The 20430-nt window shown below is 73.7% G+C and carries 17 protein-coding genes and 1 pseudogene; 11 read left to right on the forward strand and 7 right to left on the reverse strand.

Going from position 1 to position 20430, the window contains the following annotated elements:
- Positions 1-188, forward strand: a pseudogene (locus ABTY15_RS31185) (2-oxoacid:ferredoxin oxidoreductase subunit beta); the annotation flags it as partial.
- A 95-nt stretch (positions 189-283) separates the two neighbouring features.
- The gene (locus ABTY15_RS31190) at positions 284-1186 is read left to right on the forward strand and encodes a UbiA prenyltransferase family protein (RefSeq protein WP_350602525.1); all 903 of its coding nucleotides are present in this window, start codon (positions 284-286) and stop codon (positions 1184-1186) included.
- A 14-nt stretch (positions 1187-1200) separates the two neighbouring features.
- Here ABTY15_RS31190 and ABTY15_RS31195 read toward each other — a convergent pair whose 3' ends face one another.
- From ABTY15_RS31195 to ABTY15_RS31205, 3 genes are all read right to left on the reverse strand, one after another.
- A complete protein-coding gene (locus ABTY15_RS31195) occupies positions 1201-1845 on the reverse strand; it encodes a response regulator (protein WP_350602527.1) in 645 nt (214 codons plus the stop codon).
- On the reverse strand, positions 1842-2945 hold the full coding sequence (locus tag ABTY15_RS31200) for a sensor histidine kinase (RefSeq protein ID WP_350602528.1): 1104 nt from the start codon (positions 2943-2945) through the stop codon (positions 1842-1844). Before ABTY15_RS31200 ends, ABTY15_RS31195 begins: the two co-directional genes overlap by 4 nt.
- 211 nt (positions 2946-3156) lie before the next feature.
- Positions 3157-4086, reverse strand: a complete 930-nt coding sequence (locus ABTY15_RS31205; protein ID WP_350602530.1) for an MBL fold metallo-hydrolase — start codon at positions 4084-4086, stop codon at positions 3157-3159.
- A gap of 465 nt (positions 4087-4551) precedes the next feature.
- Between ABTY15_RS31205 and ABTY15_RS31210 the strand changes: the two genes are divergently transcribed.
- From ABTY15_RS31210 to ABTY15_RS31220, 3 genes are all read left to right on the forward strand, one after another.
- Positions 4552-5994 (forward strand): glyceraldehyde-3-phosphate dehydrogenase, encoded by a 1443-nt coding sequence (locus tag ABTY15_RS31210; RefSeq protein ID WP_350602532.1) that lies wholly within the window; start codon positions 4552-4554, stop codon positions 5992-5994.
- Between the two features lie 225 nt (positions 5995-6219).
- Positions 6220-7041, forward strand: coding sequence for an aldolase (locus ABTY15_RS31215; protein WP_350602533.1), 822 nt, complete (start codon positions 6220-6222; stop codon positions 7039-7041).
- Position 7042: 1 nt separating this feature from the next.
- Positions 7043-7942, forward strand: coding sequence for a dihydrodipicolinate synthase family protein (locus ABTY15_RS31220; RefSeq protein WP_350602535.1), 900 nt, complete (start codon positions 7043-7045; stop codon positions 7940-7942).
- Positions 7943-7952: 10 nt separating this feature from the next.
- Here ABTY15_RS31220 and ABTY15_RS31225 read toward each other — a convergent pair whose 3' ends face one another.
- Positions 7953-8543 (reverse strand): helix-turn-helix domain-containing protein, encoded by a 591-nt coding sequence (locus ABTY15_RS31225; RefSeq protein ID WP_350602536.1) that lies wholly within the window; start codon positions 8541-8543, stop codon positions 7953-7955.
- A 153-nt stretch (positions 8544-8696) separates the two neighbouring features.
- On the opposite strand from ABTY15_RS31225, the gene ABTY15_RS31230 reads away from it, so the two are divergent.
- The gene (locus ABTY15_RS31230) at positions 8697-9215 is read left to right on the forward strand and encodes a hypothetical protein (RefSeq protein ID WP_350602538.1); all 519 of its coding nucleotides are present in this window, start codon (positions 8697-8699) and stop codon (positions 9213-9215) included.
- Between the two features lie 17 nt (positions 9216-9232).
- Here ABTY15_RS31230 and ABTY15_RS31235 read toward each other — a convergent pair whose 3' ends face one another.
- Positions 9233-10129, reverse strand: a complete 897-nt coding sequence (locus ABTY15_RS31235; protein WP_350602540.1) for an alpha/beta fold hydrolase — start codon at positions 10127-10129, stop codon at positions 9233-9235.
- Between the two features lie 129 nt (positions 10130-10258).
- Positions 10259-10825 (reverse strand): RNA polymerase sigma factor, encoded by a 567-nt coding sequence (locus ABTY15_RS31240; protein WP_350602542.1) that lies wholly within the window; start codon positions 10823-10825, stop codon positions 10259-10261.
- Positions 10826-10905: 80 nt separating this feature from the next.
- Between ABTY15_RS31240 and ABTY15_RS31245 the strand changes: the two genes are divergently transcribed.
- The 5 genes from ABTY15_RS31245 to ABTY15_RS31265 all read left to right on the forward strand — a co-directional run bounded on the left by ABTY15_RS31245 (position 10906) and on the right by ABTY15_RS31265 (position 18828).
- A complete protein-coding gene (locus ABTY15_RS31245) occupies positions 10906-11544 on the forward strand; it encodes a nucleotidyltransferase domain-containing protein (protein ID WP_350602543.1) in 639 nt (212 codons plus the stop codon).
- A gap of 216 nt (positions 11545-11760) precedes the next feature.
- Positions 11761-12630 carry a hypothetical protein gene (locus ABTY15_RS31250; protein ID WP_350602544.1) on the forward strand — a complete coding sequence of 290 codons (870 nt, stop codon included), beginning with the start codon at positions 11761-11763 and terminating at the stop codon, positions 12628-12630.
- Positions 12631-12863: 233 nt separating this feature from the next.
- Positions 12864-13901, forward strand: coding sequence for a hypothetical protein (locus tag ABTY15_RS31255; RefSeq protein ID WP_350602546.1), 1038 nt, complete (start codon positions 12864-12866; stop codon positions 13899-13901).
- 68 nt (positions 13902-13969) lie between these two features.
- Positions 13970-15886, forward strand: coding sequence for an HSP90 family protein (locus ABTY15_RS31260; protein ID WP_350602548.1), 1917 nt, complete (start codon positions 13970-13972; stop codon positions 15884-15886).
- Complete coding sequence (locus ABTY15_RS31265) at positions 15886-18828, forward strand: hypothetical protein (protein ID WP_350602549.1); 2943 nt, start codon at positions 15886-15888, stop codon at positions 18826-18828. Before ABTY15_RS31260 ends, ABTY15_RS31265 begins: the two co-directional genes overlap by 1 nt.
- A 106-nt stretch (positions 18829-18934) precedes the next feature.
- Here ABTY15_RS31265 and ABTY15_RS31270 read toward each other — a convergent pair whose 3' ends face one another.
- Complete coding sequence (locus ABTY15_RS31270; RefSeq protein WP_350602552.1) at positions 18935-20275, reverse strand: chitinase; 1341 nt, start codon at positions 20273-20275, stop codon at positions 18935-18937.
- Positions 20276-20430: the final 155 nt, after the last annotated feature.

Consider the following 20430-nt stretch of genomic DNA (forward strand, 5'->3'; position numbering starts at 1 on the left):
CGCTGTCCCGGATCGCCGACGCCGACACCCTCCACCACACCCCGATCGGCGTCCTGCGCGCCGTCCGACGCCCCGTCTACGACGAGCTGATGGCCGATCAACTGACCCAGGCCGAGAGCGAGCAGGGCCAGGGCGACCTGGCCACCCTGCTCACCGGCCGCGACACCTGGACGGTGCAGGCCTCCTGATGAAGCAGGTGACCGCTTCGGCGCAGCTCGTGGCAGCGGGCCCGGGGAAGGGCTCGGACCAGGGCCTTCACCCGGACGCGCCTAGAGTTCCTGACATGACTACCGCACCGCTCACCAGCCCGCCCCGCGTCCAGCGTCTCCGTTCGGTGGTCCGTCACTGTCTCGCCGAGTCCCGTCCGGTGGTGCAGATCGTCTTCTTGATGCGGTTCGTGGTGGGGGCGGTGTGCGCGGTGAGCGACGGCGACGACTGGTCGGTGCCGGGGGTGCTGGTCGGCGCGCTGGCGATGACCTGCGCCGTGATGGCGGCCTACCTGCTGAACGGTGTGATGGACATCGCCGAGGACCGGGCGAACGGTTCGCAGCGCCCGATCGCCCGTGGCGACCTGCCGGTGCGGGTGGCGGCCGGAGTGGTGTGGTTCCTCTCCGGTGTCGCCCTGTTCCTGGCGGTCTTCGTGTCCGGGGAGTTCTGGCTGGTCGCGCTCTCGCTCTGCATGGGGTACGCGTACTCGGTGCCGCCGCTGGCCGCGAAGCGGCGCACCGCCACCAGTGCCGCCACCGTGATCGTCCTGGGGGCCTCCAGCTACCTGGCGGGTGCGGTCTCCGCGGGCGGCGAGATCCCGCGCGGCCCGCTGCTGTTCTGCGGTCTGCTGGCCCTGTGGATGGGCTTCGTGGGCGCCGTCACCAAGGACCTCAGCGACATCACCGGCGACCGCGCAGGCGGCCGGCGCACCATCGCCGTGGTGTACGGCGAGCGGGCGGCCCGGATGTTCGCCGCGGTGTCGGCCGTCGTGCTGGGCGGGGCCGGGCTGCTGCTCGGCCTGCACACCGGGCCCGCGCTGCTGGCCGGCGCCGTCCCGCTGGCCCTGGGCGCCGGCTGGGTCGTGCTGCGCTGCCTGTGGCCGGACGCGAACCGGGCCCGCGGCCCGTACCGGGCGTTCATGGTCACCCAGTACGCGGCGAACACGGGCCTGGCCGCCGGCCTCCTCGTCGGAGGGTGATTCCGATCAGCTGCTCAGCGACCGATCAGCCGCGCGGACAGCGCCTTGTTGACCGCGTCGAGCCGGGTGGTCGCGTCCAGCTTGGCGAAGATGTTCCGCAGGTGCCGCTTGACGGTGCCCTCGGTGATGCCCAGCTGGCGGCCGATCTGACGGTTGCTCATGGCCTCGGCCACGCATTCGAGCACCTCCAGTTCGCGCGAGGTGAGCACGTTCTGCGGCTCGGGCCGCTCGGCCGCGCGCGGCGGCCGGGCGGTCGGCCGGTGCGGGGTGAACAGCGTGGTGCCGCCGGCCACGGCGCTGCGCACCGCGGCGAGCAGCACCTCTCTGGTGGCCGACTTGTGCAGGTAGCCGAAGGCGCCCTCGGAGAGCAGCGCGTGCACCAGATCGTCGTCGTCGTGCATGGTCAGCACGACGACGCGGGTGTCCGGTACGGACGCCTTGAGCTGACGAACCGTCTCCAGCGGGCCGGGGCCGGGCATTTCGAGGTCGAGCAGGATGACGTCGGGCCGCAGCTCGGCCGCCTGGTGGACGGTCATCGGGCCGTCGCCCGCCTCCCCGACCACCGTGATGTCGGGCTCTCTGGTCAGCAGGTTGCAGAGCGCCGTGCGGAGCAGGACGTGGTCGTCGGCCGCGAGGACGCGGACCTGGGTGTCGTTCATGAAAGGTCTTCGCCTGCTCTGTTGGCGGCCGGAAGGGGTATGTGGAACTGGATCCTGGTGCCCTTCCCGCCGAGGTTGGTGACCGAGAGGGTGCCGCCCATGGCGGTGATCCGCTCCCGCATGGAGACCATGCCGTTGCCGCTCTCGAACTGCGGGCCGGAGACGTCGATGCCCATGCCGTTGTCGGTGACGTGGGCGTCGAGCACGCCCTTGCCGATGATCGCCTCCACCCGGACGCTGGTGGCGCCCGAGTGCCGGTAGGCGTTGCGCAGGCACTCCCGGATGACGAGGAAGATCTCGTCGTGGTGGAGGGCGGTCAGTTGCGCGGTGCCGCCCTCGACCTGGATGTCGACCGCCGTCCCGGCCGGGCGGGAGAGTTCGACGTAATCCAGCAGCCGGGTGTGGAAGTTGGTGCGGCTGCGCGGCGCGCGCAGCCCGTTGACCAGTTCCCGGACGAACCCGAAGGTGTCCTGGAGCGCGGCCTTGGCCTCGACGACCCGCTCCAGCCCCTGCCCGGAGTGGCCCTCCTCCAGCTCGTGGAGTTCTAGCGAGCGCATCGCCAGGGCCAGGCTGCTGCCGATCCGGTCGTGGATCTCCCGTGCCAGCCGGGCCCGTTCGGCCGAGTTGATCCGGTTGACGCCGCGCATCAGGAAGGCGTCGTAGCCGATCAGGGCGGCCCGCACCCGGCTGTCGATGCTGTGGTGCAGGGTCCGCACCGCGTACTGCATCCGGGCCAGCGCCACGTCGTCCGGCAGGCCGGCCATCAGGTCCGGCAGTGCGTCGAGGACGACGCCGGTGAGGATCCGGGCGGCCCGGAGCGACTCCATGGCCGGGATGTGCTGGAGCGCGCGCCGGGCGCCGAGCTCCAGTGAGCTGAACTCCGCGTCGAGCGGCGCGGGCACGTCGGAGCAGGGGCCGTGGTGGATGGCTCTGATGCAGTCGGCCATGATGTCGCGCGCCTGCTGCTCGCACTCCGGCCACACGGTCTCGTCCAGGACGAGGAGGCTGTCCGCGGCTCGGAGCGCCTCCGCGTAGGACACGATGGCCGCGTCGACGACCTCTTCCAGCCCGCAGGCTTCGGACGATGTTGTGGCTGCCACTACACTCCCCCGTTCGTTCACGACCGGCGCTCCGCTCGAGCCAGTCACGACCGACATGCCTTGTCGATCATAAGCGCAACAACGTCGCTGTCTGTCAACTGGGTGTAACGGATGGGGTGCAGGCACGGGTCCGCGGCCGACCGTGCGGTTCGGCGGCGAACGGCCCCTCCGGGACGGCGCGGCGCGGCCCTCGGGCGGCGTCCGCCGGTGGTCACCCCTGGTGGTCGAGCGCCTCCCAGCGCTGCTGCGAACCGTCCGTGACGACCCGGCCGAACTGCACGTCCGCGAAGTGGCCGCCGAAACCCAGTGTGTCCGGAACGGACAGCTCCCGGAGGATCCGCAACCGGGTCTCCACCGAGACGTCCCGGGCGGAGTCCACCAGGACCCGCCAGTCCGGACGTTCCACCTGCACGGCGCTGTGCAGGGCGTCTCCGATGACGACGAGCCGTCGGCCACCGGACGAGATGACGTACGAGGTGTGGCCCAGGGTGTGGCCGGGGGTGTTCCAGGCCGTCACGCCCGGGAAGACCTCCTGGCCGTCCGCCGCGCCGACCGCGTGCTCCCGCAGGTGCCGCGCGGCGGCGGGGGAGGGCGCCCCGTACCAGCCCTGCCACTCGGTGGCCGAGGTGACGAACCGTGCGGCGCCGAAGAGCAGTCCCGGCCCGGCCGGGTCGGGGGCGAAGGCCCACCCCGTGTGGTCCTCGTGGAGGTGGGTGAACGCGACGGTGTCCACCGCCCCGGGCGCCAGGCCGTGCGCGGCCAGGGCCGCCGGCAGCCGTCCGCCCTCCTCGGCACCGAGGAAGGGGTAGCTGTCGGCCGGCGCGGTGCGCCGCGGCCCGTACCCGGTGTCGATCAGCAGGGCCCGGCCCCGGTGCTCGACCAGCAGGCCGCCGACCGAGGCGACCAGGTAGCCGGCGTCGTCGAGGTGCCCGGTGTGCCGCTGCCAGTCGGCGCCGCCCGTCTCCGGGAACCAGGCGCCGGGGATCAGCTGGACGAAGCCGTCCGGGAGGTAGGTGAGTCGGTGCTCGCCGAACTCCAGCGTGCGGGCGGGGGCGATCCGGCGGAGCCGCTCGCCCCCCGTCGCCTCCGCGGCCGTCCGGGAATCGTCTGGCTGCTGCGGATACGGCGCGTGTTCAACCACGTCGATCACCGTAGACGGATCGACCGTGCACATTCAACGCCTATCCACTGCGGCGGCGGTCACACGTGGCCGAACTGTCGATCCTGCGATGGTTTTTGGCCATCTGTCAGGATTCCGGCCGGGCGCCTCCCGGCCGCCGCTCCGGCCCTCGCGTCGGCTCTTGCTCCGGTTCGGGTTCCGGTTCGGTTCCGGTTCGGGTGCCGCCCCGTCGCCGGCGGTGCGGGTGGGGCCCAGGAGGTGGCGGTGGTCACCCTTCCGCCCGCGCCGGGGTGGCCCCGGGCCCGGCCTCGGCGGCCGTTCCGGAGCCGCTCCGGAGACGAATCCGCAGGTCCGGGGCCTGATGGCGGGAGCGGCCCGCGGCGGCCACCGCGACGGGCCGGGAGGCGTCGAGGAGGGACCGAACGAATGTTCGAAAATCGGCGAAGCTACCATGTGGGCAACACCCTCAGCTCGAAAGATGGACTTGTGACTGTCAACGACGACGTGTTCACGGACTGGAAGAACCGCGAGGAGATCGCGGAGTCGATGATCCCGATCATCGGGCGACTGCACCGCGAGCGGGACGTCACCGTCCTGCTGCACAGCCGTTCCCTGGTGAACAAGTCGGTGGTCAGCATCCTCAAGACGCACCGCTTCGCCCGCCAGATCGCCGGCGAGGAGCTCTCGGTCACCGAGACGATGCCGTTCCTGAGCGCCCTGACCGCCCTGGACCTCGGCCCCTCCCAGATCGACCTCGGCATGCTCGCCGCGACGTACAAGGCCGACGACCGCGGCCTGTCGGTCGAGGAGTTCACCGCCCAGGCCGTCGTCGGTGCCACCGGCGAGAACAAGCTGGAGCGCCGCGACGCCCGCGACGTCGTCCTCTACGGCTTCGGCCGGATCGGACGCCTGGTCGCCCGCCTGCTCATCGAGAAGGCCTCGGGCAACGGCCTGCGCCTGAAGGCCATCGTCGTGCGCAACAGCGGCGGCGACGACCTGGTGAAGCGCGCCTCGCTGCTGCGCCGCGACTCGATCCACGGCCAGTTCCAGGGCACGATCACCGTCGACGAGGCGAACAACAAGATCATCGCCAACGGCAACGAGATCACCGTGATCTACTCCGACGACCCGACCAAGGTCGACTACACGGAGTACGGGATCAAGGACGCCATCCTGATCGACAACACCGGCCGCTGGCGCGACCGCGAGGGCCTGTCCAAGCACCTGCGCCCCGGCATCGCCAAGGTCGTGCTGACCGCTCCGGGCAAGGGCGACGTCCCGAACATCGTCCACGGCGTCAACCACGACACCATCAAGCCGGACGAGCAGATCCTGTCCTGCGCCTCCTGCACCACCAACGCGATCGTCCCGCCGCTGAAGGCCATGGACGACGAGTACGGCGTGCTGCGCGGCCACGTGGAGACCGTCCACTCGTTCACCAACGACCAGAACCTGCTGGACAACTACCACAAGGCCGACCGTCGTGGCCGCTCGGCGCCGCTGAACATGGTGATCACCGAGACCGGTGCCGCCTCGGCCGTCGCCAAGGCCCTGCCGGACCTCAAGGCGAAGATCTCCGGCAGCTCGATCCGCGTGCCGGTGCCGGACGTCTCGATCGCCATCCTCAACCTCCAGCTGGCCCGCGAGGCCAACCGCGAGGAGGTCCTGGACTACCTGCGGGGCGTCTCGCTGACCTCGCCGCTGAAGCGCCAGATCGACTTCACCGACTCGCCCGACGCGGTGTCGAGCGACTTCATCGGCTCGCGTCACGCCTCGATCGTCGACGCCGGCGCCACCAAGGTGGACGGCGACAACGCGATCCTCTACCTGTGGTACGACAACGAGTTCGGCTACTCCTGCCAGGTCGTCCGGGTCGTCCAGTACATCTCGGGCGTCGAGTACCCGACGTACCCGGTGCCGGCGGTCTGACCGTCCGGTGATCCGGTAGCGGTTCTCCGGTAGGCCCGGTAGTCCCGTGTAGTCCCGGCGGCGGGGCGGCAACCTCAGTGGTTGCCGCCCCGCCGCTTTTTCGTGCGCCCGGTCGCGGGTCCGTCGCCCGGGCCGGGGTGTCGACAGCAGGACACGACGTGTCTTATCGTGAACGGCGTGTTCACGAGTCACCGTGCTCACGAGTCGCAAGGAGGACCCACGCACATGGCGGACACCTTCGCGGCGGGGAAGGCGGCCCTGGTCGACCTCGCCCACCAGCGGATGCGCGAAGCGATCCGGGACAACGGCTGGACGGTGCGGCAGAAGCTCGCGCTGACCTGTCGCATCCTGTTCGACGCCGGCCACGACTCCGGCCTGGCCGGGCAGATCACCGCCCGGGCCGACCGGCCCGGCACCTACTACACCCAGCGCCTCGGCCTCGGCTTCGACGAGATCACCGAGTCCAACCTGCTGCTCGTCGACGAGGACCTGAACGTCCTCGAAGGCGACGGCATGGCCAACCCCGCCAACCGCTTCCACAGCTGGGTCTACCGGGCCCGCCCGGACGTCAACTGCATCATCCACACCCACCCGCTGCACATCTCCGCCCTCTCCATGCTGGAAACCCCGCTCGTCGTCTCCCACATGGACATGTGCCCGCTCTACGACGACTGCGCGTTCCTGGAGAAGTGGCCCGGCATCCCGGTCGGCAACGAGGAGGGCGAGCTCATCTCGGCCGCGCTCGGCGACAAACGGGCCCTGCTGCTGGCACACCACGGACAGCTGGTTGCCACCGGCACCGTCGAGGAGGCCTGCACCCTCGCCCTGCTCTTCGAGCGGGCCGCGAAGCTCCAGCTGCTGGCGAGCGCCGCCGGGCGGATCCAGGAGATCCCCGAGCTGCTGGCCAAGGAGGCCCACGACTGGATCTCCACCCCCAAGCGCGGCCAGGCCACCTTCGCGTACTACGCCCGCCGCGCCCTGCGGGCCGGGCACACCGACGCCGTCGGCACCACCACCACCGCGACCGCTCCCGAGGAGGGCGACTGAGATGAGCGCGCTGAACCTGGACGGCATCATCGGCTACCCCGTCACCCCGTTCACCGCCGACGGCGAGCGGGTCGCCGTCGACCGGCTGGCCGCCCTGGTCGAGCGGCTGGTGGCGGACGGCTGCCACGCCGTCGCCCCGCTCGGCTCCACCGGCGAGAGCGCCTACCTGGACGAGCACGAGTGGTGCGAGGCCGCCGAGACCTCGATCGCCGCCGTCGCCGGGCGGGTGCCGACCGTCGTCGGCATCGCCGAGCTCACCACCCGCAGCGCCGTCCGGCGGGCGCAGTTCGCCGAACGGGCCGGGGCGAGCGCGGTGATGGTGCTGCCGCTGTCGTACTGGCGGCTCGACGAGCGCGAGATCGTCCGGCACTACACCGAGGTCGCCGGCGCCGTCGACATCGAGGTGATGATCTACAACAACCCGGCCACCGCCGGGGTCGACCTCTCCCCGGAGCTGATGGTCTCGCTGGTCGAGAAGATCGAGAACGTCACCATGGTCAAGGAGAGCAGTGGCGACCTCGGCCGGATGCACCGGCTCTTCCAACTCACCGGCGGCGAGCTGCCGTTCTACAACGGGAGCAACCCGCTGGCGCTCGCCGCCCTGATGGCCGGCGCGGCCGGCTGGTGCACCGCCGCGCCCTGCCTGATCCCCGGGGCGACCCTGGAGCTGCACCGCGCGGTCCGCGCCGGGGACTTCGAGACCGCCTTCAAGGTGTTCCAGCAGCAGCTGGCCGTCCTGCAGTTCATCGTCCGCGGCGGGCTGCCGACCACCGTCAAGGCCGGGCTCGCGCTGCGCGGCTTCGACGCGGGCGGCCCCCGGCGGCCGCTGCTGCCGCTCGACGAGGAGCGGACGGCCGAACTGTCCTCCCTGCTGGCGGCCGTGGACGCCGGACGGCCCTGAGCAGGACGTCCTACGGCAGCGGGGGGACCTTGTCGCCGGGCTCGGCGGGCTCGTCGTGGATCACCACCAGGACCACGGCGGGCTCCGCCCCGGTGCTGCGGCAGCGGTGCGGCAGCGCCGCGTTGAAGTACACGCTGTCACCCGGACCGAGCTGGACGGTCCGCTCCGGGAACTCCAGCTCGGCGCTGCCCGCGTGCACGAACAGGAACTCCTCGCCCGCGTGCGACTTGAACGGCGCCGGGCCCCGGCCGGTCGGCGGGTACATCACGAACGGCGCCATCCGCTTGCCCGGCAGACCGGTCGCGATGCCCTCGTACCTCGGCGCCTCGCGGCCCTCCTCGCCCACCTCCGTCGCGGCGGTGAGCGGGGTGCGCTCGTCCGCGCGCACGACCGTGACCAGCTCCGGCTCCACCTCGTCCGAGAACAGCCGCCCGACGTCCACGCCCAGCGCGTGCGCCAGCTTGAGGGCGGTCGAGATGGACGGGTCGCTGATCCCGCGCTCGACCTTGGACAGATAGCTCTTGGTCACCCCGACCTGCGCCGCCAGGGCCTCCAGGCTGAGCCGGTTCTGCGTCCTCAGCACCCTCAGTCGGCTGGCCATGCGGGTACCCCTTGCTCCGGAAGATCGGCTCATTATTCCACCGAGGCCAGGGGCCGACCCCGGGCCCCGCCCCCCCGGGCCTGCTCGCCTTGCCCGGCGTGATCAGCGGGTGGCAGGCTGGCCGGGCAGCGCCGAAGGCCCGAGGGGGAACCGATGGAGATGGCAGCGGGGCGGGTGCCCGGCGGGTGGCCGACGGTCGAACTCGACCCGATCCGCCGGCTGCGGGTGCTGGCGGCCTCCGGGGCCGGGCGTCCGCTGTTCGCCGAACGGCACGTCGCGGCCCCCTTCGAGCAGGTGTGGGCCGTGGCGAGCGACCTCTCCGGCGAACTGCCGAAGCTGATCACCGGGCTGCGCACCTTCGACGTCCAGCCGGCGCAGGGCGGCCGGCCGGGGAGACTGGCGGGGGTGGCCGTCAGCGTCGTCGGGCACCGCGAACGGTTCGGCATCGTGCTGCGCAGCGGCTGGTGCCTGATGCAGAGCCGGGCGCTGCTCGGCGGGATGGCCGCCGTCCCCGAGGGCGAGGGCACCAGGTTCGCCCTGCTCGGCACCCTGCGGCTGCCCGGCTCCGGCCCGGTGCAGCGCTTCCTCGGCGGCCTCGCCGACCGGCGCGGCGAGGTGCTGCTCGACCGGCTCGACCGCCGCGTCGCCGAACGGGCGGCCGCCGCCGACTGACAGCGGCCACCCCCTGATCACGGCCGGAACAGGCGGCGGGCGGCGGCCGCGACCTCCTCGGGGCGTTCGTGCGGCAGGAAGTGCCCGCAGCCGGGCAGGACTTCGGCCCGCAGGTCGTCGGCGGGCGCCCCGGCGGTGGCGAGCAGGGCCGGGCGGGTCACCGGATCCCGGTCGCCGCCCAGGACCAGCGTCGGCACGGTCAGCCGGCGGTGGCGGAACCGGCCGAGGGCCAGCCGCGGGATGTCCCGCACCACGAAGCCCCAGTGCAGCCGCTCCCCGGCACGGGCCGCGCCCGGCTCCCGGCCGGCCGCCGTGTACTCCGCCAACTCCTCGGCGGGCCACGGGCTTTCGGCGGGCACGCCGCGCCGCAACAGGTAGCCGAGCAGCTCCGGCCGGTGCCGGATCACCCGGCGGCCGATGCCTGGGTACTCCAGCAGCGCGGTGTACCAGAACCGCCAGGCCGTCCCGAGCAGCGCGCGCTGCCGCGGCCAGGGGTGGGTCATGTTGAGGGCCAGCAGTCCGGTGAAACGCCCGGGTGCGCGCAGCGCCAGCTCGAAGCCGGTCCAGGCCCCCCAGTCGTGCCCGACCAGCCCGACCCGCTCCAGCCCGAGCCGGTCCAGCGCGGCCAGCACCAGGTCGGCCCGGTCGTCCGTGGTGTAGCCCCGGCGCGGCGCCTCGGACCAGCCGAAGCCCGGCAGGTCCAGGCAGAGCAGCCGGAACTCCCCGGCCAGCAGCGGCAGCACGTGCCGCCAGGCGTACCAGTGCTGCGGGAAGCCGTGCAACAGCAGCAGCGGCGTGCCGGTGTCGACCCCGGCCTCCGCCAGGTGCAGCCGGACGCCGTCCGCCTCGACCACGCGGTGGCGCACCCCGGGCAGTTCGGGCAGCGGGCGGTGCGTCGGCAGCTGATCGTCCATCGGGACCTCTCCTCGACCTCTCGGCGCGGCCCCGGCCGGTGCTGACGGGGGCCTTCGGGAGATGAAGAGGGCGGCCGACGGCCGGGCAATCCCTGCCCGCCGACACTTTTTTCCGTTCGCGGTTTCCGTTCAGCCCTCCCCGGTGCCCCAGGCGGTCCGGAAGCCCTGCCGGGCCCGGAACAGCCGGGAACGGACCGTGCCGAGCGGCAGATCGAGGATCTCGGACACCGACTGCTCGTCCAGCCCCTCGACATGACGAAGCGTCAGAACGGCTCGGTGGTCCGGCGGCAGCCGCTCCAGGACGTTCCGGATGTCGGCGGCCAACTCGTCGTCGCGCAGGTCGGGTTCCTCGGCCGGCTCGGCGGCGGCGGTGTGCCGGGTGCGGCCCGAGGCGCGGGTCGCGAAGCGGACCGCCTCGCGTGCGGCGATCGCCCGGGCCCAGCCGAACAGCGCCTCGGGTGCCTTCAGTTGGTGCAGGTGCCGGACGATCGCGATCATCGCCTCCTGCGCGGCGTCCGGCGCGTCCTGAAGCGCGATCGGGGCGCAGACCCGGCCGACGTACGGCATCAGCACGGTCAGCAGCTCGTCCAGCGCCAGCGCGTCCCCCTGCTGCGCCTCCTGGACGAGGGCGCGCAACTCCGCCGGCTCCAGGCGCTGCCCGGGCACCCCGGACGCGGCGCTCGCCGCCCCTGCCATGTCGCCCCCTCGACGGCCGTCCTCGCGGTCGGTTGGACGTTACCGGACGCCCGGCGCGGGCCAGGCCCTAGCCTGGTCGGATGACCGAGGAACTCCCCCCGGGCGGTGTCCCGATGACCGAGGCCGAGGCCGTGGCCCGGTGGACGACGGCGTGGACCCCCGCCGAGGTCGCGGACCGGCTGGCCGGGGTGTCCGCCCCCTGGTGCGTCGCCGGGGGCTGGGCCGTCGACCTGTTCCGGGGGCGGCAGACCCGCCCGCACGGTGACCTGGAGATCGCCGTCCCGGCCGCGCACTTCCCGGAGATCCGGGCCCGGTTCCCCGGCTTCGCCTTCGACATCGTGTCGTCCGGACACCTCTGGGAGGAGCCCGCGCCGGAGGTCTGGGACCTCACCCACCAGACCTGGCTGCGCGACCCGGCGACCGGGGAGTTCCTGCTCGACGTGTTCCGCGAGCCGCACGACGGCCCGACCTGGATCTGCCGGCGCGACCCGTCGATCCGGCTGCCGTACGCCGAGGTCGTCCGTCGTACGCCGGACGGGATCCCCTACCTGGCCCCGGAGTTGGTCCTGCTGTTCAAGGCCAAGGCCGATCGGCCCAAGGACCGGCACGACTTCACCGGCGCCCTCCCGCTGCTGGACGACACCCGGCGCCGCACCCTGGCCACCCTGCTGGCCCGGGTGCACCCGGGGCACGCCTGGCTGGCGCAGCTGGCCGTCTGACGGCCGAGCCCGGCGGCGGCCCGGTCGCCCTCGAGGGGCGGCTCGTCCGGGGAACCCCGCGCCTCGGCCTTCCGGGGCCATGGCCTCCCGGCACCTCGGCTTCCCCGTGCCTCGGTCTCCCCGTGAGCGTCCGGCTGAGCAGGGCGAACCCGGCCGGGGGAGTGTCCGGGCGGGGGGCTATCTTGAGGGGTCACGGACAGCCGGAGGGAGCGGGCGATGGGGATGGTGGCGGGTCGGCGGGTGGCCGCCGGAGTGGCGGTGGGCGTGCTGGTGGGCGTGCTGGCCGGGTGCTCGTCGAGCGGCTCGGAACAGGCCAAGGGCGCCGCGGCGTCGTCGAGCACGACGGCGGGCGCGGCCGGCGCGGCGGGTGGCGCGGCGGCCACCGCCCCGGCCGCGGGCTCCGCGACGGCGACGGCGCCCGGGTCGGGCGCGGGCACGCCCGCCGCGCCGGGGGTCGCCTCGGCGTCGGCCCCGGCGGCCGGTGGCACCGGCGGCACCGGGAGCACCGGCGGCGGGTCGACGCCCGCACCGGGCGGCACCGCGGCGGCCGACGCCCCGGCACCCCGGGCGGACTCCGAGGCCACGCTGCTGGACGACAAGGTCGTCGCGCAGGTGCTGCCCGACCCCAAGGTGATGGCCGGCTGGGAGGAGGAGAAGCGCAAGGTCGACACCGCCGACCACACCGTCACCTGCACCGCGAAGACCCCCTGCACCGGCAAGCCGCTCAGCGGCTCGGTCCGGTTCTCCTCCGGGGACCTCGTCACCCGCTTCATCGTCGAGACCCTGCCCAGCCGGGACGCCGCCAAGGACCGACTCAAGGAGACCTACGCCTCCTACGCCGCCGGCCCGTTCACGGCCGTCGACACCGCGGCGCTGGGCAGCGAGAGCAAGGCCTTCCAGGGCAAGCTGGCCGCCAGTGACGGCGTCGGCATCGTGATCCGCTCCGGCACCGTGGTGGCGAGCGTGACCACCGAGGGCGGGCCGGTCGACGTGGCCGCCACCCGGAAGTTCGCCGTGATGCTGGTCAAGCGGATCGAGCAGGCCCAGAACGGCAAGACCCCGGACGCCGGCCTCGGCGTCGGCTGAGTCCCCGTCCGGTCACGGACGGACCGGGCGCCCCGGGCCGGGTCAGGCCCGGGGCGCCCTGCCGTGCCGGGGTCCTGTCGTACCGGCGCCCTGCCGTATCGGCGTCCGGCCGCGGGGCGCCCGAGCGGGCTGGGCTGGGCGAACGGATGTCAGTCGAGCGTGATATGTACTCCACCGGGGTGGTCGGTGTGCGGCCATGCGAGAGATACCGATGAAGTGCGAGGGGGCCACACATGGCGCTGTTCCGACGCCGATCCGGCGAGGAGGCCGGTCAGGAGCGGGCCGGGCGGCGCGGGTTCGGCTTCGGCCGGCGTAGCGCCGAGCGGTCCGCGCCGTCCGGCGGCGGTGCGGTGCCCAGGCTCGACCCGGCGTACGGGGACGAGACGCTGCGGCTGATGCTGGACCAGGCCGCCGCCGGGGACTGGGCGGTGCTCGGCCCGGCGCTGGCCGCGATCGGGGACCAGGCCGAGCTGACCCTGACGGTGGCCGCGCTCGCCGACGTGCGCGGCGTCGACCAGTGGACGGCCCGGGTGCTCGCCGAGCGGCCCGAGGACACCATGGCCCTGCTGCTGTCCGGCGCCCGGCACGTCTACTGGGCCTGGGCGGCCCGGACCGGCGCGCGCGCCAAGCAGGTCACCGAGGAGCAGTGGAAGGTCTTCCACCAGCGCCTCGGCGTCGCCGAGGAGCAGCTGCTGGAGGTCGCCGAGCGCGAGCCGTCCTGGCTGGCCCCCTGGTACTTCCTGCAGACCAGCGCCATGGGCGCCTCGCTCGGCCCGGAGGTCGCCACCTGCCGCTTCGAGGCCGCGGTGCGCCGCGTCCCCGGGCATCCGGCCTCGCACCGCAGCCGCTTGCAGCAGCTGTCCGCCAAGTGGGGCGGCTCGCACGACGAGATGCACGAGTTCGCCCGCTCCGCGATGCTGGCCGCGCCCGAGGGCAGTCCGCTGGGCGAGCTGGTCGCGCTCGCGCACATCGAGCGCTGGCTGGACCTGCCGGACGGCGAGGACCACGCCTACCTCACCAGCCCGACGGTGCTGGCCGAGTTGCAGGAGGCCGCCTTCCGGTCCGTCCTGCACCCCGACTTCACGCCGGTGCGCGGCTGGCAGGGTGCGTTCAACACCTTCGCGATGGTGTTCTCGCTGGCCGACCAGCGCAAGACGGCACACCTGCTGTTCGAGGCGCTGGACGGCGTCGTCACCCAGGCGCCCTGGCAGTACCTCTCCGGCGACCCGGTCAAGGCCTACCGCGCCCACCGCGACCGCTGCGCGCGCTGACCGCACCCGCACCCGGCCGTCAGCCCCCGTCAGCCCCCGTCACCCACACGCGATCGAAAGAGCCCCCGGTGTCCGTGTCCCCATCCGACAGCCCGACGAGCGCGCACACCTTCCAGGTGGACCTGCGCGGCCTGGTGGACCTGCTCTCCCACCACCTGTACTCCAGCCCGCGGGTCTACCTGCGCGAGCTGTTGCAGAACGCGGTGGACGCCATCTCCGCCCGCCGCGCGCTCGACCCCGAGGCGCCCGCCCGGATCACCGTCCGCGCCGATGACGAGCTGACCGTCACCGACACCGGCATCGGTCTCACCGAGGCCGACGTCCACACCTTCCTCGCCACCATCGGCCGCAGCTCCAAGCGCGACGCCGACGGCCGGCTGGACGGCGCCGGGCTGGCCAAGGCCCGCGGCGACTTCATCGGCCAGTTCGGCATCGGCCTGCTCGCCTGCTTCGTGGTCGCCGACGAGATCACCGTGGTGACCCGCTCCGCCGCCACCCCGGACGCCCCGGTGATCGAGTGGCGCGGCGGCTCCGACGGCCGCTACACCATCCGCACCCTGCCCGCCGAGGCCAAGCCCGAGCCGGGCACCACCGTCACCCTCGCCCCGCGCGCCGACGCCGCCGAGTGGACCAGCCCGGTCCGCGTCCTCGGCCTCGCCCGGGACTTCGGCAGCCTGCTGCGCCACGACGTCACCGTGGTCGACCCGAACGGCACCGAGCACCGGATCAACCGGACCCCGCCGTGGGCGGAGAAGCACGCCTCCCCGCTGGCCCGGCGCGACGCGCTCACCGAGTACTGCCGCGCCGCCTTCGACTTCACCCCGCTCGACACCATCGACCTGGACCTGCCGCTGGTCGGCCTGCGCGGCGTCGCGTACGTGCTGCCCGACGCCGCCCCGCCCTCGCGCCGCTCCGGCCACCGGGTGCACCTCAAGGGCATGCTGCTCTCCGACCAGGCCGACGAACTCCTGCCGGAGTGGGCGTTCTTCGTCCGCTGCGTGGTCGACACCGACGGCCTGCGCCCGACCGCCTCCCGTGAGGGCCTGTACGCGGACGAGACGCTGGCCGCCGTCCGCGACGCGCTCGGCGCCCGGATCCGCGACTGGCTGACCGGCCTGTCCGCGAGCGACCCGGCGCTGCTGCACCGCTTCCTCTCCGTGCACCACCTGGCCGTCAAGGAACTCGCCCGCTACGACGACGAGTTGCTGCGGATGATGCTGCCCTGGCTGCCGTTCGAGACCACCGACGGCAACGTCACCCTGGACGAGTTCGCCCGCAGCCACCCGGTGGTGCTGGTCACCCGGACCGTCGAGGAGTTCCGCCAGGTCGCCCCGATCGCCGGCGCGGCCGGCCTCGGCGTGGTCAACGGCGGCTACACCTACGACCGGGACCTCGTGCACCGGCTGCCCGAGATCCGCCCCGGCGTCTCGGTCGCCGACCTCGACCCCGGCACCGTCACCGCACACCTGGACACCGTCGACCCGGCCGCCGAACTCGCCGCCAACGCGTTCCTGACCATCGCCCGCGAGGTGGTCGGCCGCTTCGACTGCGACGTGGCCCTGCGCAGCTTCCACCCCACCAGCGCCCCCGCCCTGCTGCTGGACAACCGGGAGGCCCGGCACGAGCGCACCCGCGCCCAACTCGCCGACGAGGCCGACGGCCTGTGGGCCGACATCCTCGGCTCGCTGCGCGCCGAGGTGCCCCGCGCCCAACTGGTGCTCAACCACCTCAACCCGCTGGTGCGCCGCGCCGCGTCCGTCACCAGCCGCGAGCTGGCCGTCACCGCCGTCGAGGCGCTGTACGGGCAGGCCGTGCTGATGACCCGCCGGCCGCTCAAGGCCAGCGAGAGCGCCCTGCTCAACCGCTCGTTCATCAGCCTGCTCGACCACGCGATGCTCGGCCACGAGGCGGCCGGCCCGGCCGGTGGCAGCGGTACCGATAGCGGCAAGGGCACCGGCTCCGGCACCGACCCGAAGGAGGCGTGATGCTGGACACCCCCGACGCGGTGATGGCCGCGCTGCGCGAGAACGACGCCCGCCCGTACGGCCGCCAGCGCACCGTCACGGCCGAGGAACTCGTCGACGCCGCCGAGCAGTTCGAGGACACCAGGGTCCGTGCGATGGCCCTGCTGGAGCTGATGGAGGCGTACGAGTACGACGGCGAGCGCAGCAAGTCGCCGGTGGTCTTCGCCCGCGTGCTCAAGCTCTGGGACACCGACCCGGACGGCTTCGGCGACTGGGCCCGGCACCAGGTGTTCTGGCGCTTCAAGTGGGTCGCCACCGCGCTCCAGGGCACCCCGGACGTCCCGCTCGCCGCCGTCGAACGCTGGCACGCCGAGCTGCGCGACCGCTACCGGGCGGCCGACTTCGACCTCCAGCCGTACTACGCCCAGCGCTACCACCTGGCCGCGCAGACCGGCACCGCCGTCCAGGACGCCTACGAGCTGTGGACCGCCCGCCCGCGCTCCGAGCTCAGCGACTGCCACGCCTGCGAGACCCGCGCCCGCGCCGAGCACTTCGTCCGCGCCGGCGACGACACCCGGGCCCTGGAGGTCTGGCGGCCGGTCCTCGACGGCCGCAGCAGCTGCGAGGAGGAGCCGTACCTCAGCCACGCCGCCGCCCTGCTGCCGCTGCTGCGCCTGGGCCGGCTCGACGAGGCCCGCTCCAGCCACCTGGTCGGCTACCGCTACGCCCGCGGCAAGGCCGGGCAGGGCCGGGCGCTCGGCCGGCACCTGGAGTTCTGCGCCCTGTCCGGCAACGAGCCGCGCGGCCTGGAGATCCTCGCCGAGAACCGCGACCTGTTCGACGGCGCCGGCGACCCGATCGGCCGGCTCGACTTCCTCACCGGTGCCGAGGTGCTGATCGCCGCCCTTGCCCGGGCCGGTCACGGCGGGCTCGCGGTCGGCGGCCCGCCCGGCACCGCCTGGACGGTCGACACCCTGCTCGCCCACCTGCGCACCGAGGCGGACGCGCTGGCCGCCCGCTTCGACGCCCGCAACGGCACCGACGCGGTGAGCGCCGCCCGCCGCGAGCGGCTGGTGCGCGAGCCGCTGCTCGCCGAACCGCTCGCGCTCGGCGTCCGCGCCGCCGCCGCGCCCGAACTGGCCGCCGCCCAGGCCGCCTCGGCCGCCGTCCCCGCGCCGCGCCGGGCCGTCGAACCGGAGCCGGAGGACTTCACCGCCCTGGTGGTCCGCGCCCGCGAACTGGACCGGAGCGGCCACCCGGACGCCGACCGGCTCTGGCGGCGGATCGGCGAACGCGTCGCCGCCGACGACCACACCCACCCCGAGGACACCGAGGTCGGCAGCCCCGAGCGGCTGCGCGCCGAGATCGCCGCGCACCGGGCCAACGAGCTGATGGAGCGCGGCGACCACCCGGCGGGCAAGGCCGGCCTGCTGGCCGCCGCCGAGCTGTTCGACCGGGCCGGGGTGCCCGGCCGGGCGCTCACCGCCCGTACCCGCGCGCTGATCGTCGAACTCGGCGAGACCGAGGGCGCGACGGCCGACTGGGCGGCGCTCGACGAGGCGCTGCGCCGGGCCGAGGAACTGCGCGCCGACGGCGGTACGTCCCTCGACGCCGGGCTGTCCGACGACGGCTACCTGGTCGTGCTCCAGGTCCGCGCCTACGCCGCGCACCACGAGCTGACCGGCGCGCTGCCCGAGGTGCCCGCCGAGCTGGCCGAACGCTTCGAGGCGGCCGTCGGCGGCTACCGCGAGGCGGCCGAGGCGATCGGCTCCGCCCGCCGGGCGGCCACGGCCCGGCAGTACTCGGCCGACGCGGCCGCCCGACAGGGCCGGATCGACGAGGCCGTCGCCGAACTGCGCGAGGTGCTGGCCCGGTTGGACGCCGCCGAGCTGCCCTGGCAGACCCCGCGGGTGCTCGGCCTGCTCGGCCAGGTGCTGCTGCACAGCGGCCAGGGCGCCCAGGCCGTCGAGGTGTTCCACCGCGCGCTGGCCGAGGCGGCCCGCTGGGAGGACGACTCCTACCCGTTCGCGCCGACCTACATGATGCTCGGCCACGCCAGCATGCTGGCCGAGGACCGCGGCGGCGCGATCCGGGCGCTGTCCGAGGCCGCCGCGCGCTTCGACCGCAAGGGCCGGGAGGGTGCCGAGGACGCCGCCCAGGTGCGGCTCCAACTCGCCGACGTGCTGCGTGAATCCGGCCGCGCGGCGGACGCCGTCGCGGTGCTGGAGTCGGTGCTGCTGGACGCCTCCGCCGCGGAGCTGGACGAGCGGATGCTCGCCCAGGCCCGGCTGGACCTCGCCCGCGGCCTCGGCGAGCTCGACGAGCACCGGGCCGCCGCCGAGGAGTACCTGCGGCTGGCCGACGCCGTCGCCGGCTGGGAGGACCAGAGCACCCACACCATGGTCGCCTGCGAGGCCTCGCTGGCGCTGGCCCAGGCCGACCGCTGGGACGCCGCCAGGGCCGCCCTCGACCGCGCCCTGGCGGCGCACGCGGAGGCGCCGCAGGTGGAGCAGATGGCCGGCACGCTGCGGGAGTTCGCCCGGCTGACCATGCACCACGAGGGCGCGGACGGGCTGGACGCCGCGCTGGCCCTGGTCGCCGAGTCGGAGGCGGTCGGCCGGCGCGCCGAGGAGTCCGGCCAGGAGTACAACTCCTGGCACCTGCGCGGCGGTACGCACTTCGAGCGGGGCCGCTGCCTGGCGATGGCCGGGCGGTTCGAGGAGGCGCTGGCCCAGCTGGAGCTGGCGATTCCGGTGTACGAGCAGGGCGGGCAGCGGTTCGAGGCGCCGCGCGCGGAGGCGCTGCGGCTGGCCGCGCTGATCGAGGGCACCGACCTCGGCCGCCGCGAGGCGGCCGTCGCCCGGCTGACCGCCGGCATCGCCCGCTGCGAGGCCGTCGGGCTGTCGGAGGGGGCGCAGATCCTGGCCGAGCTGCGGCAGCGGATCGCCGCCGGGCAGGACTGAACCGCGCTGCGGGCGGGCCCGGTCGACCCCGGGCCCGCCCCCTGTCGCGACCGACTGATCGCGCCACCGACTGATCACGTCACCGGCTGACCAGGTGACCGGCCGATCAGCAGGGTCCGTCGTCCGCCCAGACGCCCCACTGGCCGCTGGCGGTCGGTACCTCGTTCAGCGTCCACCACTTGGCGTGGTACTTGTGGCCGTTGTACGAGACCTTGTTGCCCGCCGTGTACGTGGTGCTCGCGCTCCACGCCGGGTCGGTGCAGCTGCCCGGGCTGGTCGGCGGGGTCGTGGGCGGGGTGGTCGGGGGAGTGGTGGGCGGAGTGGTGGGCGGGGTCGCCCCGGCGAACTTCACGGTGTACTTGGTGAAGTCCCAGTCGTTCTGCACCACGCTGGAGCAGGAGCCGGACAGCCCCGGGTCCACGGTGCCCGGGCACTGGCGGTCGCGGTTGACCGACCAGTAGGTGTACCGGGCCAGCTTGTGCGCGGTGGCGAAGTCCAGCACGGTCTGGAAGTCCGCCTGCCGGAAGTACTCGGCGGCGTCGGTGCGGCCGTTCATCATCGACACGCCCTCGTGGGCGTAGGCGGTGGCTTCGGACCAGCCGAAGGTGGTCTGCAGGATCTGGTTGAACTTCACCAGCGCGTCGGTCTGCGCCGCCGCGCCGTTGAAGCCCCCGTCGAACGGCATGATCGAGTAGTTGTTCGGCGTGAAGCCCTGCGACTTGGCCTCGTTCAGCATCTGGGTGCCGAACCAGCCGGTGCCGGCGTTGGTCCCGGCCGTGGTGATCGAGACGTACAGGCCCGGGTTGTTCTGCTGGAGGATCCGGGCGGCGCCGATCTCGTTGTGGATCGCGGCGCTGTTCTCGTACTCCGGCTCCTCCAGGTCGAAGTCGACCGCCTTGAGCTGGTACTTGGTGACCACCTTCTGGTACGCGGCGGCGGTCGCCTCCGGAGTGCCGCAGGTCTGGCCGAGCTTGGTGCCGCCGTAGCCGCCGACGGACACCGAGACGTCGCCGCCCTTGGCGCGGACCGCCTGGATGACGGCGGGCATGGTGGTGTCGGAGTCGATCGAGGAGGTGCCGCCCCAGGCCGGGGCGCAACTGCTGCCCTGGGCGAGGATGAAGGCCAGCTGGAAGGCCTTCTGGCCGGTGGCGTCCATCACGGCGGCGGCGTCCGGCGGGCTGTTGTCCTCGGGCATCAGGTAGGGCGCGGAGGCGTACCAGTTGCTGCCGAGGGCGGTGGCGGGGGTGAGGTCCGCCGCCGTGCCGGCCGCGGTGGTGCCGGCGGCCGCGGTGCCGGTCAGCGCGGCGGCGGCGCCGACGGCCAGGCCGAGGGCCCCGGCCAGCGCGAGCGCGAGGGCGGTGCGGCGGGGTCTGCCGTGGTGCGGGGGAGCGGGGCGTGCGGGAGCGGGGAGTGCAGGAGTCGGACGTGCTGGACGAGCGCGTTCCATCGGAAGGCCTTTCCAGGAAACGGCGGTGGGGGAGGGCCTGTTCACGCCGGAGGTGGGGGAGGCGTGGTGCAGGCCGAACTGCCCAGTGGCGTGCGATGGTTGCCATGGGCTGTCACTGGTATAGACCTCTCCTTGGCGGGTGGTCAACCCCCGGG

Origin of the sequence: Kitasatospora sp. NPDC097643 (assembly GCF_040302625.1) — a bacterium.
Taxonomy (GTDB): domain Bacteria; phylum Actinomycetota; class Actinomycetes; order Streptomycetales; family Streptomycetaceae; genus Kitasatospora.

What these genes read in the sequence shown, in the direction of transcription:
- ABTY15_RS31250 (WP_350602544.1), top strand. Translation starts at nt 11,761, where the DNA reads ATGGGGATGGTGGCGGGTCGGCGGGTGGCCGCCGGAGTGGCGGTGGGC.
- ABTY15_RS31270 (WP_350602552.1), bottom strand. Translation starts at nt 20,275, where the DNA reads ATGGAACGCGCTCGTCCAGCACGTCCGACTCCTGCACTCCCCGCTCCC.
- ABTY15_RS31235 (WP_350602540.1), bottom strand. Translation starts at nt 10,129, where the DNA reads ATGGACGATCAGCTGCCGACGCACCGCCCGCTGCCCGAACTGCCCGGG.
- ABTY15_RS31245 (WP_350602543.1), top strand. Translation starts at nt 10,906, where the DNA reads ATGACCGAGGAACTCCCCCCGGGCGGTGTCCCGATGACCGAGGCCGAG.
- ABTY15_RS31190 (WP_350602525.1), top strand. Translation starts at nt 284, where the DNA reads ATGACTACCGCACCGCTCACCAGCCCGCCCCGCGTCCAGCGTCTCCGT.
- ABTY15_RS31230 (WP_350602538.1), top strand. Translation starts at nt 8,697, where the DNA reads ATGGAGATGGCAGCGGGGCGGGTGCCCGGCGGGTGGCCGACGGTCGAA.
- ABTY15_RS31215 (WP_350602533.1), top strand. Translation starts at nt 6,220, where the DNA reads ATGGCGGACACCTTCGCGGCGGGGAAGGCGGCCCTGGTCGACCTCGCC.
- ABTY15_RS31255 (WP_350602546.1), top strand. Translation starts at nt 12,864, where the DNA reads ATGGCGCTGTTCCGACGCCGATCCGGCGAGGAGGCCGGTCAGGAGCGG.
- ABTY15_RS31240 (WP_350602542.1), bottom strand. Translation starts at nt 10,825, where the DNA reads ATGGCAGGGGCGGCGAGCGCCGCGTCCGGGGTGCCCGGGCAGCGCCTG.
- ABTY15_RS31195 (WP_350602527.1), bottom strand. Translation starts at nt 1,845, where the DNA reads ATGAACGACACCCAGGTCCGCGTCCTCGCGGCCGACGACCACGTCCTG.
- ABTY15_RS31265 (WP_350602549.1), top strand. Translation starts at nt 15,886, where the DNA reads ATGCTGGACACCCCCGACGCGGTGATGGCCGCGCTGCGCGAGAACGAC.
- ABTY15_RS31220 (WP_350602535.1), top strand. Translation starts at nt 7,043, where the DNA reads ATGAGCGCGCTGAACCTGGACGGCATCATCGGCTACCCCGTCACCCCG.
- ABTY15_RS31225 (WP_350602536.1), bottom strand. Translation starts at nt 8,543, where the DNA reads ATGGCCAGCCGACTGAGGGTGCTGAGGACGCAGAACCGGCTCAGCCTG.